At 63.4% G+C, this 14,218-nt stretch carries 14 protein-coding genes; 4 read left to right on the forward strand and 10 right to left on the reverse strand.

Going from position 1 to position 14,218, the window contains the following annotated elements:
* Positions 1-3: 3 nt before the first annotated feature.
* From MQW23_RS15715 to prmB, 7 genes are all read right to left on the reverse strand, one after another.
* Complete coding sequence (locus tag MQW23_RS15715) at positions 4-582, reverse strand: SCO family protein (protein WP_252109149.1); 579 nt, start codon at positions 580-582, stop codon at positions 4-6.
* A 56-nt stretch (positions 583-638) separates the two neighbouring features.
* A complete protein-coding gene (locus tag MQW23_RS15720) occupies positions 639-1,094 on the reverse strand; it encodes a copper chaperone PCu(A)C (RefSeq protein ID WP_252109150.1) in 456 nt (151 codons plus the stop codon).
* Positions 1,095-1,288: 194 nt separating this feature from the next.
* Positions 1,289-3,193, reverse strand: a complete 1,905-nt coding sequence (gene phaC / locus MQW23_RS15725) for a class I poly(R)-hydroxyalkanoic acid synthase (RefSeq protein ID WP_252109151.1) — start codon at positions 3,191-3,193, stop codon at positions 1,289-1,291.
* Positions 3,194-3,298: 105 nt separating this feature from the next.
* Positions 3,299-3,760, reverse strand: a complete 462-nt coding sequence (locus tag MQW23_RS15730; RefSeq protein WP_252109152.1) for a phasin family protein — start codon at positions 3,758-3,760, stop codon at positions 3,299-3,301.
* Between the two features lie 313 nt (positions 3,761-4,073).
* On the reverse strand, positions 4,074-4,454 hold the full coding sequence (locus MQW23_RS15735) for a hypothetical protein (protein WP_252109153.1): 381 nt from the start codon (positions 4,452-4,454) through the stop codon (positions 4,074-4,076).
* A gap of 142 nt (positions 4,455-4,596) precedes the next feature.
* Positions 4,597-5,694 carry a chorismate synthase gene (aroC, locus tag MQW23_RS15740; RefSeq protein WP_252109154.1) on the reverse strand — a complete coding sequence of 366 codons (1,098 nt, stop codon included), beginning with the start codon at positions 5,692-5,694 and terminating at the stop codon, positions 4,597-4,599.
* Positions 5,695-5,706: 12 nt separating this feature from the next.
* Positions 5,707-6,666: a 50S ribosomal protein L3 N(5)-glutamine methyltransferase gene (gene prmB, locus MQW23_RS15745; protein WP_252109155.1), complete on the reverse strand. Its 960-nt coding sequence runs from the start codon at positions 6,664-6,666 to the stop codon at positions 5,707-5,709.
* 200 nt (positions 6,667-6,866) lie between these two features.
* Here prmB and MQW23_RS15750 point away from each other — a divergent pair, with 200 nt between their 5' ends.
* On the forward strand, positions 6,867-7,436 hold the full coding sequence (locus tag MQW23_RS15750) for a Smr/MutS family protein (RefSeq protein WP_252109156.1): 570 nt from the start codon (positions 6,867-6,869) through the stop codon (positions 7,434-7,436).
* Positions 7,437-7,465: 29 nt separating this feature from the next.
* Here the strand turns inward: MQW23_RS15750 and MQW23_RS15755 are convergent, their stop codons facing one another.
* Both MQW23_RS15755 and MQW23_RS15760 read right to left on the reverse strand, forming a co-directional pair.
* A complete protein-coding gene (locus MQW23_RS15755; protein ID WP_252109157.1) occupies positions 7,466-8,500 on the reverse strand; it encodes a patatin-like phospholipase family protein in 1,035 nt (344 codons plus the stop codon).
* A gap of 23 nt (positions 8,501-8,523) precedes the next feature.
* Entirely contained in the window at positions 8,524-9,414 is an 891-nt protein-coding gene (locus MQW23_RS15760) for an alpha/beta fold hydrolase (RefSeq protein WP_252109158.1), read from the reverse strand.
* Between the two features lie 364 nt (positions 9,415-9,778).
* Between MQW23_RS15760 and MQW23_RS15765 the strand changes: the two genes are divergently transcribed.
* Genes MQW23_RS15765 through MQW23_RS15775 form a run of 3 tightly spaced genes read left to right on the forward strand, consistent with a single transcriptional unit; the run spans position 9,779 to position 12,713 of the window.
* The gene (locus MQW23_RS15765; protein WP_252109159.1) at positions 9,779-10,222 is read left to right on the forward strand and encodes a LexA family protein; all 444 of its coding nucleotides are present in this window, start codon (positions 9,779-9,781) and stop codon (positions 10,220-10,222) included.
* The gene (locus tag MQW23_RS15770; protein ID WP_252109160.1) at positions 10,219-11,535 is read left to right on the forward strand and encodes a Y-family DNA polymerase; all 1,317 of its coding nucleotides are present in this window, start codon (positions 10,219-10,221) and stop codon (positions 11,533-11,535) included. Before MQW23_RS15765 ends, MQW23_RS15770 begins: the two co-directional genes overlap by 4 nt.
* A gap of 29 nt (positions 11,536-11,564) precedes the next feature.
* Positions 11,565-12,713: an LBF_2804 family protein gene (locus MQW23_RS15775; protein ID WP_252109161.1), complete on the forward strand. Its 1,149-nt coding sequence runs from the start codon at positions 11,565-11,567 to the stop codon at positions 12,711-12,713.
* On the opposite strand, the gene MQW23_RS15780 is transcribed toward MQW23_RS15775, so the two are convergent.
* Positions 12,692-14,155, reverse strand: coding sequence for a sodium-dependent transporter (locus MQW23_RS15780; protein ID WP_252109162.1), 1,464 nt, complete (start codon positions 14,153-14,155; stop codon positions 12,692-12,694). The genes MQW23_RS15775 and MQW23_RS15780 overlap by 22 nt on opposite strands.
* Between the last annotated feature and the right edge of the window lie 63 nt (positions 14,156-14,218).

Raw genomic sequence — 14,218 nt, forward strand, 5'->3', positions numbered from 1 at the left:
CGTTTAGCCTTCGTCGATCACGCGGCGAAGGTCGGCCAATACGTCCTGATTCGAGTGCGGGTCGCGTACCAGAAAGCGCGGCTGTCCTTCGTCGTTGAAGGCGAACACGGCGCTGGAGTGGTTGACGATGTAGTCGCCACGCTCGTTGGGCTCCTCGAAGCTGTAGGCGATGCGGTAGCGGTTGGTCAGCGCGTCGATCTCCTCCTTGTCGCCGGTCAGGCCGGTAAACTCCGGCCCGAAGGCGTCGGTGTAGCGCTTGAGCACCTCCGGCGTATCCCGGTTCGGGTCCACAGAGATCAACAGCATCTGCACGTCGTCGCGCTCTTCGTCGTCGAGTTCGTCAAAAATCGAGGCGAAGCGTGCCAGCGTCAGCGGGCAGACGTCCGGGCACTGGGTGTAGCCGAAATACACCAGCGTCGTTTTGCCCAAATACTCCTCGGCGCGGGCGGGCTCGCCGTCATCGTTGGTCAGCGAGAACGCAAGCGGCGGCATGATCTCTTCGATATCCGTAGTGCGAAACTCTTCGTCGCTGCACCCGGCCAGCAAGGCGACCGCCATCAGCGGCCACACGACTTTTTGCATACTCGGTACTCTCCTGGCGATCGTCACTTTCTCGACAATCAGTTAAGCGGCGCGTATCAAAGCGAGGTAGGTGAAACGACCTCGAAGGTCACCGGCAGCGTTTCGCCGTCGAACTCGAGGGTTACCTCGACGCTGTCACCCACGGCGAGCGGTGCTACACGCTCCATGAACATCAGGTGATGCCCGCGCGGGGCAAAACTGAAGGTGTCTCCCGCCTCGATCTCGACGTTCTCGACGCTGTGCATGTGCGCCATGCCTTCGTGCTCGCTGCTTTCGTGCATTTCGACCGCCTCGAACGCCTCGGTGTCGGCGCCGGTGAGCATGACCGCCTCGTCGCCGGCGTTTTCGAGCTCGAAGTAGCCGGCCCCCGGGGTATCACCGGGAAGCAGGCTCAGGCGCGCGTTGGATACGTTGATATCGCTTGCCTGAGCGCTCGCCGCGCCCAGTAAAACGGCAGCGCCGAACAGCGCTGACACGAGCGTACGCGTGGTTTTGGATAAAACGTTCGCCATGACGTGGCTCCTGAGTGTTGAATCGAAACGACAGCGCCCAGGGCGCTTTATTGATGGCTACCACCTTAGCGCTCTTTGGCGCCGCTGCCACCGCAATGCGACAATTTGTCCGTTAACCGCGCGTAAAAAAGCCCGGCGGCGCCGGGCTTTGAGGACGCTGTCGGCTACTCGCCTGTCGACGGCTCGCTGCTAGCCTAATTCGATGCGTTTTTAGAGGCTGATTCAGGCTCTTCTTCAGGTGCTTCTTTGGATACTTCTCCCAGTACCTCGGGAATGGTCTGACGCACGTAGCGTCCGGGCGCGGCTTCGATCACGCTGAGCGCGCCGCTGCCGGGTACGCGGGCGGCCACGGTTTTCTGCGTATCGGCGTAGCCGTTTTGGGTCATCCACGCCTGCCAGTGCGGCCACCATGAACCTTCGTGCGCCTGGGCACCTTCGAGCCACTGCTCAGGCTCCGCGGGAAGCAAATCGTTGGTCCAGTAGCCGTACTTGTTCTTTTGCGGCGGATTGACGATACCAGCAATGTGGCCCGAGCCACCCAGCACGAAGGTCACCGGCCCCTTGGGCAAAAGCGCCCCAAAGTAGGTGCTGTTCCACTTGGCGATGTGGTCCTCCTTCGTGGAGACGAAGTAGCTCGGCGTGGAGACCTTCGAAAGGTCGATCTTCACGCCGTCGAGCTCGATGCCGCCGGGCTCGATCAGCCGGTTCTCCAGATACATGTGGCGCAGGTACCAGCCGTGGGTCGACGCGGGCAGGTTGGTGCCGTCGGTGTTCCAGTAGAGCAGATCGAAGGCGGCGGGCACGTCGCCCTTCAAGTAGTTGTTGATGAAAAACGACCAGAACAGATCATTCTCACGCAGCAGGTTGAAGGTGTAGGCCATCGAGCGCCCATCGAGATAACCCTTGAGGTTCATCGAGTGCTCGATCCCCTGAACCACGCCCTCGTTCAGGAATACGCCGATATCGCCTGGGTCGCGGAAATCCTGCAGCGTGGCCATGTAGGTCACCGATTTCACCTTGCGCCCGCGCCGGGTGCTGTTGAGATACGCCACCGTCGAGGCAGCCAGCGTCCCGCCGACGCAGTAGCTCATCAGGTTCACCGACTTCTCGCCGCAGGCCTTCTCGATCGCCTCCATGGCGCTGACTGGCCCCAGCTGCATGTAATCCGCCCAAGTGACGTCGTGCTGCTCGGGCCCCGGGTTGCGCCAGGAGATCAAAAAGACCGTGTGGCCCTGGTCGACGAGCCACTTCACCAGCGAGTTGTCTTCCCGCAGATCGAGAATGTAGTACTTGTTGATCCAGGGCGGCACGATCAAAAGCGGCGTCTTGAACACCTTCTCCGTGCTCGGCGTGTACTGAATGAGCTGCATCAGCTCGTTTTCATACACCACGGAGCCCGGGGTGACGGCGATGTTGTCGCCGATGCCGAAGGCTTGGCGGTCGGTCATGCGAACGTTGATGCCCTCGGCTGAGTTGGCCAGGTCCTCGCGAAGCCGCGCGAGCCCCTCGACCAGATTCTGCCCTTTGGTTTCCAGCGTACGCCGCACCACTTCCGGGTTGGTGGAGATGAAGTTCGACGGCGACATGGCGCTGACGAGCTGGCGGGCGTAAAAGGTGAGATTGCGCTTGCTCGCCCCTTCAAGACCGTCGAGGCTGCCGATCAGATCGTCGACGGACTGCGAAAACAGCAGGTACTGCTGCATCAGCGCCAGATAGAACGGCTCCTGGGTCCAGGCGTCGTCCTTGAAGCGGCGATCGCCCTTGGCGGGTTGGATCAGCGGCGCTACCGACTCCCCGGAGAGCGTGCGCAGCCCCTGCTGCCACAAAAGCCACTGATCCTGCATCAGCCGCGCCTGGGTTTCCCACAAAAGCGTCGGGTTACCCATCAGCGACCGGGCGGCGGCCTCGAAGCTTTGCCGCATGTCGCTGTACACGGAATCGGCGGCGTCGCTCGGCGCCATTTTGGCCAGAAGCTCTTCCATCAAGGCCTGATACTGTTCGCCGACCTTCTCCATCGCGCCTCTCCAGACCACCAGTTCATCCTGGCTGAGCCCTTCCGGCGCCACGTTCCACGGCGGCACGTTCCACGCTGACTGCATAAGCCCCTCCCCTCGTGCTCTCTCTTTCGCACCCAGCCCGCACCCGGTGCGCTTTATCCCTTGACCCAAAAAAGATGGCGCCCGAAGGCGCCGTATTGAAAGCGTTTACTTTTTACGCGTGGACTGGCTACTGGGGTCACTTTTGGCACCGCCCGCCTGCTCGCGCATTTGCTCGCCGGCGGCGTTGGTCTGGTCACGCATTTGCTGGCCGGCAGCGGTTGCCTGCTCGCTCATTTGGCGGCCGGCGTCGCTGAAGAGCTTCTCCATTTCGGATTTAAACTGCAGGCTCATTTCGCTCATCGCGCGGGCGTCTTCCTGCATCTGCTCGGAGAGCTCTTTCATCATCTCGGCTTGTTTGGCGCCGAAGTTCTTCAGGCTTTCTGCGTCGCTGATATCGGTGGCCTTGCGCAGCCGATCGGTGCCCATCTGTCTGTAGCGCTGCATCGCGTCCAACTGGTAGTGGGTCAGCTTTTCCATGTTGTCGAGCATCAGCGAGTTCATCTTGCGCATCGGCTCGAACATCTGACGGGTCTGGCTACTGAAGGCGTCGAACATTTTATCCTGCATGGTCCTGTCTCCTTTCAAGGCAATGAGGCGGCATTCACGTCGGCAGATGGGTGTTGTAGTGCTTTTTTTATGCGCGGCACTGACAAGCGAAACCGCGCACGCAGATCCACGAAAGCAAAGCAGAAGGCGCGCCTGCCTGCGGCCAAAGCGCTTTACCCACGCGTTGTCTTGCCCGTTCAGCGCCGTTCAAAACCCGCTTTACGCAGCGTTTACTAAATCAAAAGGGCGCACCCTCTTTTTAACCCGAAACGCTTGCCCGGCGCTATCGAAACAGCGTAGCGACTGCCTTGGCGTTTGGCAACGCAGCCCCGAGTTATTCTTTGGATCGCGAGCGCGACGAAGCGCTGGCCCGCGTTTTAGACGCCGGTTTCTCCGGCTCGGCCTCGGACCCCTCATTTGCCGTGTTGGTGTTGGCGCTAGCGCTACCCGCCTGCTTCAGCATGTCCAGCATCATTTGCTGGTAGGTACCGAAGTGGGCAAGGCCTTGGGACAGCCCTTGAGAAAGCCCCTGCTGCATCATCGGCTGCTGCAAAAACGGGCGCATCAGGCTCATTGGGTCGTAGCCTTCGACGCCGGACTCCATCTGGCGCTGAATGCTGGTCAACAGATGCTGCTGAAAGGCTTCGACGTCGGGCAGGCCCAGCGACTGGCGAAACTCTTCCGGCGTGAGATCGAACTCGACGTTGATTTTCATGGCCGGCTTCCCTTTGTTGATGTGGCTCGGTGGAGCGTGAACCGTTGAGCATTTTGACGACGCGCCGCCAAAGCGGCGGCGGCCAGCCCTTGTGTGAAGTGTAGCAGCGGCCTGCGCTCGGGTTTAGCGCTGACCTTTCAAACTAATCCTGGCACTGGTTCAAGCGCGGTGTTTCGACACGAACGTCGCCGTTTTGGCCGCGATGACGCAGTAAATGATCGAGCAGCGTGATCGCCATCATCGCCTCGGCGATGGGCGTAGCGCGAATGCCCACACAGGGGTCGTGGCGCCCCTTGGTGATCACCTCGACCGGCTCGCCGTGCACGTCGATCGAGCGCCCGGGCGTGGTGATGCTGGAGGTCGGCTTCAGCGCCAGCCGCGCGACGATCGGCTGGCCGCTGGAGATGCCGCCGAGAATGCCGCCGGCCTGGTTGGAGAGAAAGCCCTCCGGTGTCAGCTCGTCGCGGTGCTCGGTGCCGCGCTGGGTCACGCTGTCAAAGCCGGCGCCGATTTCGATGCCTTTCACCGCGTTGATGCTCATCAGGCCGTGGGCCAGATCCGCGTCGAGGCGGTCGAACACCGGCTCGCCAAGGCCTACCGGCACGCCGTCGGCGATTACGGTGATCTCGGCGCCGATCGAGTCCTGGTCGCGGCGCAGCTGATCCATGTACGCCTCGAGCTCCGCCACGCGGTCCGGGTCCGGGCAGAAAAAGGCGTTCTGCTCGACGCTCTCCCAGCCCTTGAAGTCGATCTCGATGGGGCCGAGCTGGCTCATATAGCCGCGCACCTGAATGCCCTGGGCGGTGAGCACCTTCTTGGCGATGGCGCCGGCGGCAACGCGCATGGCGGTTTCGCGCGCGCTGGAGCGCCCGCCGCCGCGGTAGTCGCGGTGGCCGTACTTGTGGTGGTAGGTGTAGTCGGCGTGGGCCGGGCGGAACTGGTCCTTGATTTTGGAGTAGTCTTTCGAGCGCTGGTCGGTGTTTTCGATCAGAAGGCCAATCGAGGTGCCGGTGGTCTTGCCTTCGAACACGCCGGAGAGGATACGGACCTCGTCGGCTTCCTTGCGCTGGGTGGTGTGGCGCGAGCTTCCCGGGCGGCGGCGGTCGAGCTCGACCTGAAGCTCTTGCTCACTAATCTCGATTCCCGGCGGGCAGCCGTCGACGATGGCGCCAAGGGCCACGCCGTGGCTCTCGCCGAAGGTGGTCACGCTGAAAAGCTTGCCGAACGTATTGCCAGACATGTCGCTAGTTCCTTACGCAAAAGACGCCGCGTGGGCGTCGAGTTCCGCGGCGCTGATGGCAAAGACGCCCTGGCCGCCGTGCTCGAATTCAAGCCACATGAAGCCGACCTCGGGGAAGGCCGCCTCGACGTGACGATCGGAGTTGCCGACCTCGACGATCAGCCAGCCGTCGTCGGTCAAGTGATCACGCCCCTCACGTAAAATGCGCCGTACGATATCCAGCCCATCAGAGCCGGCGCCAAGGGCAAGCGCCGGCTCGTGGCGAAACTCGGCAGGCATCGTGGCCAGGTCGCGCGCATCGACGTAGGGCGGGTTGGAGACGATCAGATCGAAGCGCTGACCGGCAAGCCCGTCGAAGACGTCGGATTCGACCGCGCGCACCCGGTCGCCAACGTCGTGGCGGGTGATGTTCTGCTTCGCCACTGCCAGCGCGTCCGGGCTCAAGTCCGCCAGCGTCACGTGGCTGGTGGGCAGCACCAGAGCCGTGGCTATACCGATACAGCCCGACCCCGTGCACAGATCGAGCACGTGTTCCGGCGGCTCTTCATCGAACCAGGCGCCGAAGCCGTCGAGAATCAGCTCGGCGATCGGCGAGCGCGGAATCAGCACGCGCTCGTCCACATCGAACGGGAAACCGGCAAAGAACGCCTCGCCCAACAGGTACGGCAGCGGCGCGCGAGTTTCGACGCGCCGGCGCACCAGCTCGATGATGCGCTGGCGCTCGACGGGCAGAAGCCGTGCGTCCTGAACGCCGGGGTCGACGTTCCAGGGCAGGTGTAGCGCGCCCAGGCAGAGCGCCACCGCTTCGTCCCAGGGCGAGTCGGTGCCGTGGCCGTAGTGCAAACCGGCGACGTAGAACTCGCTGGTTGCCCAGCGCAGATAGTCGCGCAGCGTGATCAGGTCACTGGCCAGCGCCGACTCCGGCAGGGAAAGCGTTGAGGGGGAAGTCTCGGCATTGAGGTGCGTGGTCACAAGGGCTCCTGGCCAGGCGGGGCCGCAAGCGCTTGGCTTGCGGCCTCATCAAGGGTGAAACGTGAAAAACGTCGTAGGCTTAACATCGGGAAATGATTGTACCTTCGTCGCCGCCCGGTTCACAGCGCCGCCAGGGCCGCTATACTGTGGCGTTCACGCCATCCTCCACACCGCCGTTTTTCATTTTTTGTGAGCCTTTCATGTCGCGACGCCGCCACTCGCCCAACGATGAAGAGATCAGCGCCTTTCGCCAGGCGCTCCAGGAGGCCGGGGTGCGCCAGATCAAAAGCGACCTGGCCGACCCCGGCAGGCCCAAACGCGAGCGCGACGCCCAAGCCGCGCGCCGCCAGGCGGCGGTCAAAAGCGAAAGCCAGGTGACGACCGGGCGCACTTCTGACGGCCGGGTCGAGGCAGTGCGTCCGTCGGAGTATCTCGAGTTCAGCGTGAACGATCTGCCCTACCGCACCTTTAGCCAGCTCAAACGTGGCCAAACGCCTTGGCAGGCGGGGCTGGACCTTCACGGCTACACCCTGGAAGAGGCGCGTACCGAGCTCGAAAGCTTTCTGACGGACGCCGCCGCCCAGCATCTTCACTGCGTGCTGGTGGTGCACGGCAAGGCTTGGGGCGCGACGGCGGATTTTCCGGTGCTAAAAAGCCACACTAACGCCTGGCTCAGGGAGTGGCCGGGGGTGCTGGCGTTTTGCTCGGCGGTGGACGCCGACGGCGGTACCGGCGCGGTCTACGTGCTGCTTCGAAAGCGGGGCCGTTAGCAGCGGCCCGCTTTCATCTACTCTTTTATCTACTCCGTTGCATCCGATGCCACGCTCGGCATGCGCCGCTCCAGCGCTTCGTCGGCCAGGTGACGGCCGAGGCGAATCAAGTCTTTAGCGCGGTGGAACTCGTAGGTGCTGCACACCGTTTTCGGCACTTCGATCAGCACGTCCGGCGGGTAGCCCGCCACCTTGTACTTGGCCAGTGCGGCCTGGGTGATATCAAAAGACTCCAGAATCATGTCGAGCTTGCCCCACTCGCGCTGGCCGCGCGCCTCGACGCTCTCCTCTTCGACCCACTGGTCGTCTTGCGCGCCAAAGCCGTCCCATAGCCGCTTGGTCGCCGCGCGCACACCGTCCATCCAGCCGCCCAGGTTGGCGTCGTGATCGCGCTCCAGGCGCGTGCGCTCATCCTGCTCGTCAACGGGCAGAAGCTCCTCGAGGCTGATGGGCTGAGGGCTCTGAGCGGTGACGTTCACCGCCACCACCAGATCCGCCTCGTGGGCGGAGAGAATCGGCATCATCGGCAGCGGGTTCAAAAGCCCGCCGTCGACCAGCACCTGATCGCCCAGATGCACCGGCGTGATTACTCCGGGCACGGCGATCGAGGCGCGAATGGCGCGCAACAGCGGGCCGCGCTGAAACCACACTTCGCGCTGACGGACGAGATCCGTTGCCACCGTGGTCACTGGAATGCGCAGATCCTCGATCAGCGTATCGCCGATCAGCGCCTCGAGCTTATTCATCACCTTGTTGGCGCGCATCGCGCCCATCGGGCTCCAGGTCACGTCAACCAGTTTCAATACGTCCAGGTAGTCCAGGTTGCAGACCCACTCGCGGTACTCCGGCAGTTTGCCTGAGGCGTAAATGCCGGCGATCAGCGCGCCCATGGAGCAGCCGGCGATCGAGATGATCTCGAAACCGCGCGCCTCGAGCGCTTCGATCACGCCGATATGGGCATAGCCGCGGGCGCCGCCGCTGCCCAACACCAGGGCGACCTTTTTGCCGTGACCGTCACTGTAAGGAGAAATATGGCTTAACGCTTGCTCTGTTGACTTGCTCATTCGACGTTCCGATCTGTTCCGTTTTACACGTTCATCTGGCGTTGGCAGTAATCCACGATGGTGGCCGCGACCGCCTCGACGGCATCCATCTCCAGATGCAGATGATGGCCACCCAAAAGCACCTGCCGCGTCAAATGAGGCACCTGCTGGCGCGCCTCTTGTGCCCAGCGGCGCTCGCCAAGAATGCCGCTATCGCCTTCGACGAGCAGTACCGGCGCCTGAATACTCGCCAGCATCATTAGCACCTGCTCCGGCGTAAAGCGCACCAGCGACGGCTTGAGCAGGCGCGCGTCGGTGCGCATCTCAATTTTTCCATCCGGGCTTGCCCGGATATTGCGCTCGACCACCGGGGTTATGGTCGAAGCACTCACCGGCGTCACCCCGCCGGCCACCCGTGCGGCCACCGCGCGCTCGAGATCCGCGTAGCGCGGCGTGCGCGACGCCTGGCGTCGGTGCGCCAAAAGCCCCTTTCTAAGCTGCTCGGTGCTCTGCTCGGCCTCGGTATTGAGCGCACCCAGCCCGTCGACCAGCAGCAGTTTCTCCACTCGTTCGGGCAGCGCGGCGGCCAGCAGGCAGCTTACCGCCGCCCCCATCGAGTGGGCCAGGAGCGTGGCGCGCTCTATCTCCAGCTCGTCCAGCGCGTCGAGCACATCAAACGCGTAGTCCCACAGCGCGTAGTCGGTTTGGGCGGGTCCGTGGGCGGAGTGGCCGTGGCCGCGAAAATCGAGCGCGACGATGCGCACGCCGAGCGCGCGCGCCAAACGCGGCGCCAGGCGCGTGAAGCTTGCGGCGTTATCCAGCCAGCCGTGCAGCGCAAGCCAAGTCGGCGCATCCGTGCGTCCCCACGCAAGGCCCGCCAGTCGGCCTCCGGCCAGCGACAGCGGCCTGGGCGCGGTGCTTGCCACTTCCACCATAAGCGATCTCTCCGTGTGCGCGTCGTTCGTTTGATGACGCCTTATGGCGTAAACGTTACCATGCCGGGCCCGGTGCCTGGAGCGCCTCGTTTTCAAAATTCTGCGCGCTACGCTCGACACGCGCTGGCGCGCCAACCGTCATCCACCCCTTCGCAGATGAGTACCGTTATGAAACCTCGCCGTGATACCCGTGCCCGCAATGCCGTATTTTTCATCGCCGTGATCAGCGCCATCGTCGTGGGGCTCTGGCTTGCACGTTGAAAACCGGACGTTGAAAATCGGGCACGGCGTCAACCTTGCATTTTGAGCCTCGAAAAATAATACTGTATATACATACACTATTTTATTTTTCGAGGACGTCACGATGCCGTCTCAACCTGCCCACGTTGCGACAGCCTGGCCGTTAACTTTTCAACCGCTGGCGTTTCCTGCCCTGTACGCCCGCGCCGGCTTCAGCGGCTTTCCGTCGCCGGCCCAGGATTACGAGCAGCGCACGCTGGATCTCAACACGCGGCTGATCAAGAATCCGACGCAGACGTTCTACCTGACGGCGATCGGCGACAGCATGGAAGGCTGGGGCATTTTCCACGACGACCTCTTGGTAGTGGATCGCAGCATCCAGCCGCGCCTTGGCCACATTCTGGTGGCGCTGTTCGATGGCGAAGTGCTAATCAAGCGCTACGCGCTCTACCAGGGCACGCCGCACCTGTGTTCGGCCCACCCGCTCTACCCGCCGCTGCCGCTATCGGGCACAGAGTGCCAGCTATGGGGCGTGGTGCGCGCGGTGATTCACGAGTACGTGTCGTGATCGGCCTGGTCGACGCCAACAACTTCTACGTCAGTTGCGAACGCGTTTTCCAGCCCGAGCTCGAAGGCCAGCCGGTGGGCGTGATGAGCAATAACGACGGCTGCATCATCGCCCGCTCGGAAGAACTCAAAGCCATGGAGATTCCCATGGGCGTTCCGGCGTTCAAGCTCGAGGGGCTACGCCGCGCCCAGCGCATTCACCTGAAGTCATCGAACTACGAGCTCTACGGCGACATGTCAGGGCGGCTCTGCCAGCTTCTGCGCGACGCCTGTCCGGCGGTGGCGCCCTACTCCATCGACGAAATGTTCGTGTATCTGGACGGCCTCACTCCCGCGCAGTGCCAGGCGGTGGGTGAAGCGCTTCGCCGCCGCATCCGCCGCCACTTGGGGCTTCCTGTCTGCGTCGGGCTGGCGCCAACCCATACGCTGGCCAAGCTTGCCAACCACGCCGCCAAAAAGCGCGCGCGCTACGAAGGGGTATGCCTGCTGGACGCCGCCTCGAAAGAGACCGCAGCGCTGTTGAAAGAGCTTCCGGTGGGCGAGGTGTGGGGCATCGGGCGGCGGCTGGCCGAGCGGCTGGCGGTGCAGCGCATCCACACCGCCTGGGATCTGCGCGAGTGCGATCACCACGACCTTCGCCGGCGCTTCTCCGTGGTGCTGGCGCGCACGGCGCTGGAGCTTCGCGGCACGCCGTGCCTGTCCATGAACGCGGTGGACGAGCCGCGCCAGCGCATCATGACATCGCGCTCTTTCGGCAGGCCCACCGGCGACAAGGCCGACGTGTACAGCGCGCTGAGCCGCCACGCCCAGCGCAGCGCCGAGAAGCTTCGCGAGCAGCGAAGCCTGACCCGGGCGGTAATGGTCTTTCTCGCCACCAACCGCCACCGCCAGGACCAGCCCCAGTATTTCCCCCACGCCATGATTCCGCTCGCCGCCCCCAGCGACGACACGCGCGTGGTGCTGGCCGCGGTGCGCGAAGGGCTCGAGCAGGTCTACCGTCCCGATCACCGCTTTATGAAGGCCGGGGTGATGCTGCTGGACCTGGTCGACGCCGAGCAGTATCAGCTCTCGCTTTTGCATCAGCCGCCTCGCCACCGTCATCATCCAGCGCTGATGGCCACCCTCGACGACATCAACCGGCGCATGGGCCAAAACAAGGTGCGCTTTGGCGTCGAGCCGGAAGAGGCGTCCTGGCACTTGCGCTGCGGCCACCGATCGGACCGCTTTACCACTCGCTGGGGCGAGTTGATGAAAGCCGGTACGCATCCCGGCGCAATCCAGGCGTGTGCCGAGCGTAAGAAGCCGCTACCCTAAAGGCCCCATTCGAAGTTGCGTTAGTCGTCATGCCGCTTACACGCCCCGACAAGGAATTCGCCCCCGCCCCGGATCGCATTCAGCGTTTCGCACGCCGCTACATCGGCCGCCGCCTGACTCGCCATAAAGCGCTAGGCGCCCCGGATATGGTCGCTTTGAAAAAAAGCCGCCGCTGGGTGATCGTTTGGGCGGCGCTGGCAGGGATCGTTTCGGGCACGCTGATCGGCGGAGCCGAGTGGTGGATGCGCGAGATACTCGTCGACCACTGGGAGGCGCTGTCGCTTCGCGAACAGCTGCCCTACTGGACCGGCTACATGGCCTTCGCTGGCGTGGTGACGCTGCTGGAGATCGGCTTTATTTACTGGAACTCGCTGCGCGGCGTGGCGCGCATGATGCACTTTTGCGGGCTCGACTACCGCCACAGCTCGCCCCAGCCCCCCACGGTGGAGTTGACCCTGCAGGGCGCAGCCCGGGTGGCGCTGGAGTACCCAAGCCCGGGTAGTCTAGTGTACGGCGTCAACCCGCACGCGTATCTTCGCGGCTGGCAGCTGACGCTACGCGCCCTCATCTACCGGCTCAAGGTCAGCCTGAGCAGTTTCCTGCTTCGCATGATCATGCGCCGCCTGCTCGGACGGCTGACCCTGCGCGGCTTCGTTCCCTTTCTTGTCGCACCGCTCTACGCGCTATGGAATGCCTGGATCGCGGCCCGCGTGACCGAGGACGCCTGCCTGCTCGCCCAGGGCCCTCAGCGCATCGAACGGCTGATGCCGCGCATTGATCGCGCCCCGGAACACATCCGCCGCCTGCTCGCCCAAGGCGTGGGTGAAATGATCATGCGCAACCAGCACCCCCACCCGAACCTGGTGCTGCTGCTCTCATACGTGCTGGCCACACTTCCCGACGCGCCCAGCACCTTGGCCGTGGAGTGGCCAAGCGCTCTGGATGAGTTTGCGCGGCTCGACGAGGGCGAGCGCGCACCGCTTTTGGAAAGCCTGACCCAAGCGGTGCTGTTGAGCGGCGGCTACCGCGGCGCGCGCAAGCGATTTTTGCGCCAGGTGTTCGCCCGCTGCCAGACACCGCTGACCGCTGCGTTCATCGACGAGCAGCGCCGCGAGATGGCGTCGAACGAGCCGTCTTCGACGAGTGCATCGAACGATCAGCGCGGCGCGAGCGCCTGACGCAGCCGCGGGCTTAAAAACTCGCCCACTAGCATCAGCAGCAGCAGCACGCCGAGCAGATACGGCCAGTGCTGAGCGAACACGACGCTATAAAGCCCCAGCACGTCGGCAAAGATCACCAGAATGCCCAAGGGGCTTACGTAGCGCGCCATCACCAGCCACAGCGCATAGAAGCGCGGGCCAAGCGCAAGCTCGTCGCGCATGACGTCCTTTTTGAGCATAAATCCGGCGACGAAAATGGTACCCAGCCCGCCCAGCGGCATCAGCCAGCGCGAAGTCAGATAGTCGAGCCAGTCAAAGAAGGTCTTGCCCGCCAGCGTCCAGTCCGCGCCCACGTTGAACGAAAGCATTGCCGCGGTACTGATCAGCCAAAGCACGATGCCGGTACTCCAGGCCGCCGAGCGGCGCGTAAAGCCCTTGTTGTCGCAAAGCCAGGAGACCGTTGCCTCGACCATGGAGATCGACGAAGTGAGCGCGGCCATCGAGAGCATGATGAAAAACAGCGTGCCGAACAGCGACCCCAGCGGCATCGCCTGAAACGCGACGGGCAGGCTCATGAAGATGATCCCCGGCCCACCAGCCGGGTCCATGCCGTTGGCAAAAATGACCGGGAAGATCGCAAGACCGGCCATGAGCGCGACGAGCGTATCCGCCAGCGCGACGCCGAGCGTGGTGCGCCCGATGGAGGCGGTTTTCGGCAGGTAGCTGCCGTAGGTCAAAATCGCCCCGGCGGCCAGCGACAGCGTGAAAAACGCATGGCCCAGCGCGGCCAGCATCCCCGCACTCGAAAGGCTTCCCGCGTTGAACGAAAACAAAAACGCAAAGGCCTCACCGAAGCCTCCAGAAAGCGCGCCGAAGCCGATCAGCACCACCAGCATCAGCACCAGGCCCGGCATCATCCAGCGCACGTTCTTCTCGATGCCCTCCTGAACGCCCTTGCCCACGATCACCATGGTGATCAGCGTGACCAGCGTGCTCCAAAAACCCAGATTCCAGGGATTGGCGTTATTGGCCTCGAACAACGCCTCAAGCTCCCCGACACTGCCACCGCTGAGCCCGCCGCTAAGCGTCTTCCAGAGATAAGAGAACGACCAGCCCGCCACGACCACATAAAACGAGAGGATCATGAAGCCGGCGAGCATCGACATCCAGCCCAGAAGCGACCATAGCGGTGAGCGGCCAGACTCCGTCGCCATGCGGCGAAAGGCGTCGATAGGGCTGCCGCGCCCGCGTCGACCAAAGGCGATCTCGGCCATCATCACCGGCACGCCCACGGCCAGAATGCAGATCAGATACACCAGCACGAAGGCGCCGCCGCCGTACTCGCCGGTCATGTAGGGAAACTTCCAGACGTTGCCAAGCCCCACCGCCGAGCCGGTCGCTGCCAGCAGAAATCCCCAGCGCCCAAGCCACTGCGCACGCGGTTGTTCAGAAGACGCCATGCCTTTTCCCCTGCCTCGAAAAAAGGCGACATCCTGGCGGATTTGGGCCTAAAAGCCCAGGAG

This window comes from Halomonas sp. S3-1-1 (genome assembly GCF_023757625.1).
In the GTDB taxonomy this organism is placed as follows: Bacteria; Pseudomonadota; Gammaproteobacteria; order Pseudomonadales; family Halomonadaceae; genus Vreelandella.

Coding starts and splice junctions, on each gene's coding strand:
- MQW23_RS15720 (WP_252109150.1), bottom strand. CDS start 1,094: ATGGCGAACGTTTTATCCAAAACCACGCGTACGCTCGTGTCAGCGCTG.
- aroC (WP_252109154.1), bottom strand. CDS start 5,694: ATGTCTGGCAATACGTTCGGCAAGCTTTTCAGCGTGACCACCTTCGGC.
- MQW23_RS15735 (WP_252109153.1), bottom strand. CDS start 4,454: ATGAAAATCAACGTCGAGTTCGATCTCACGCCGGAAGAGTTTCGCCAG.
- MQW23_RS15780 (WP_252109162.1), bottom strand. CDS start 14,155: ATGGCGTCTTCTGAACAACCGCGTGCGCAGTGGCTTGGGCGCTGGGGA.
- MQW23_RS15715 (WP_252109149.1), bottom strand. CDS start 582: ATGCAAAAAGTCGTGTGGCCGCTGATGGCGGTCGCCTTGCTGGCCGGG.
- MQW23_RS15750 (WP_252109156.1), top strand. CDS start 6,867: ATGTCGCGACGCCGCCACTCGCCCAACGATGAAGAGATCAGCGCCTTT.
- MQW23_RS15760 (WP_252109158.1), bottom strand. CDS start 9,414: ATGGTGGAAGTGGCAAGCACCGCGCCCAGGCCGCTGTCGCTGGCCGGA.
- MQW23_RS15730 (WP_252109152.1), bottom strand. CDS start 3,760: ATGCAGGATAAAATGTTCGACGCCTTCAGTAGCCAGACCCGTCAGATG.
- MQW23_RS15755 (WP_252109157.1), bottom strand. CDS start 8,500: ATGAGCAAGTCAACAGAGCAAGCGTTAAGCCATATTTCTCCTTACAGT.
- MQW23_RS15775 (WP_252109161.1), top strand. CDS start 11,565: ATGCCGCTTACACGCCCCGACAAGGAATTCGCCCCCGCCCCGGATCGC.
- phaC (WP_252109151.1), bottom strand. CDS start 3,193: ATGCAGTCAGCGTGGAACGTGCCGCCGTGGAACGTGGCGCCGGAAGGG.
- MQW23_RS15765 (WP_252109159.1), top strand. CDS start 9,779: ATGCCGTCTCAACCTGCCCACGTTGCGACAGCCTGGCCGTTAACTTTT.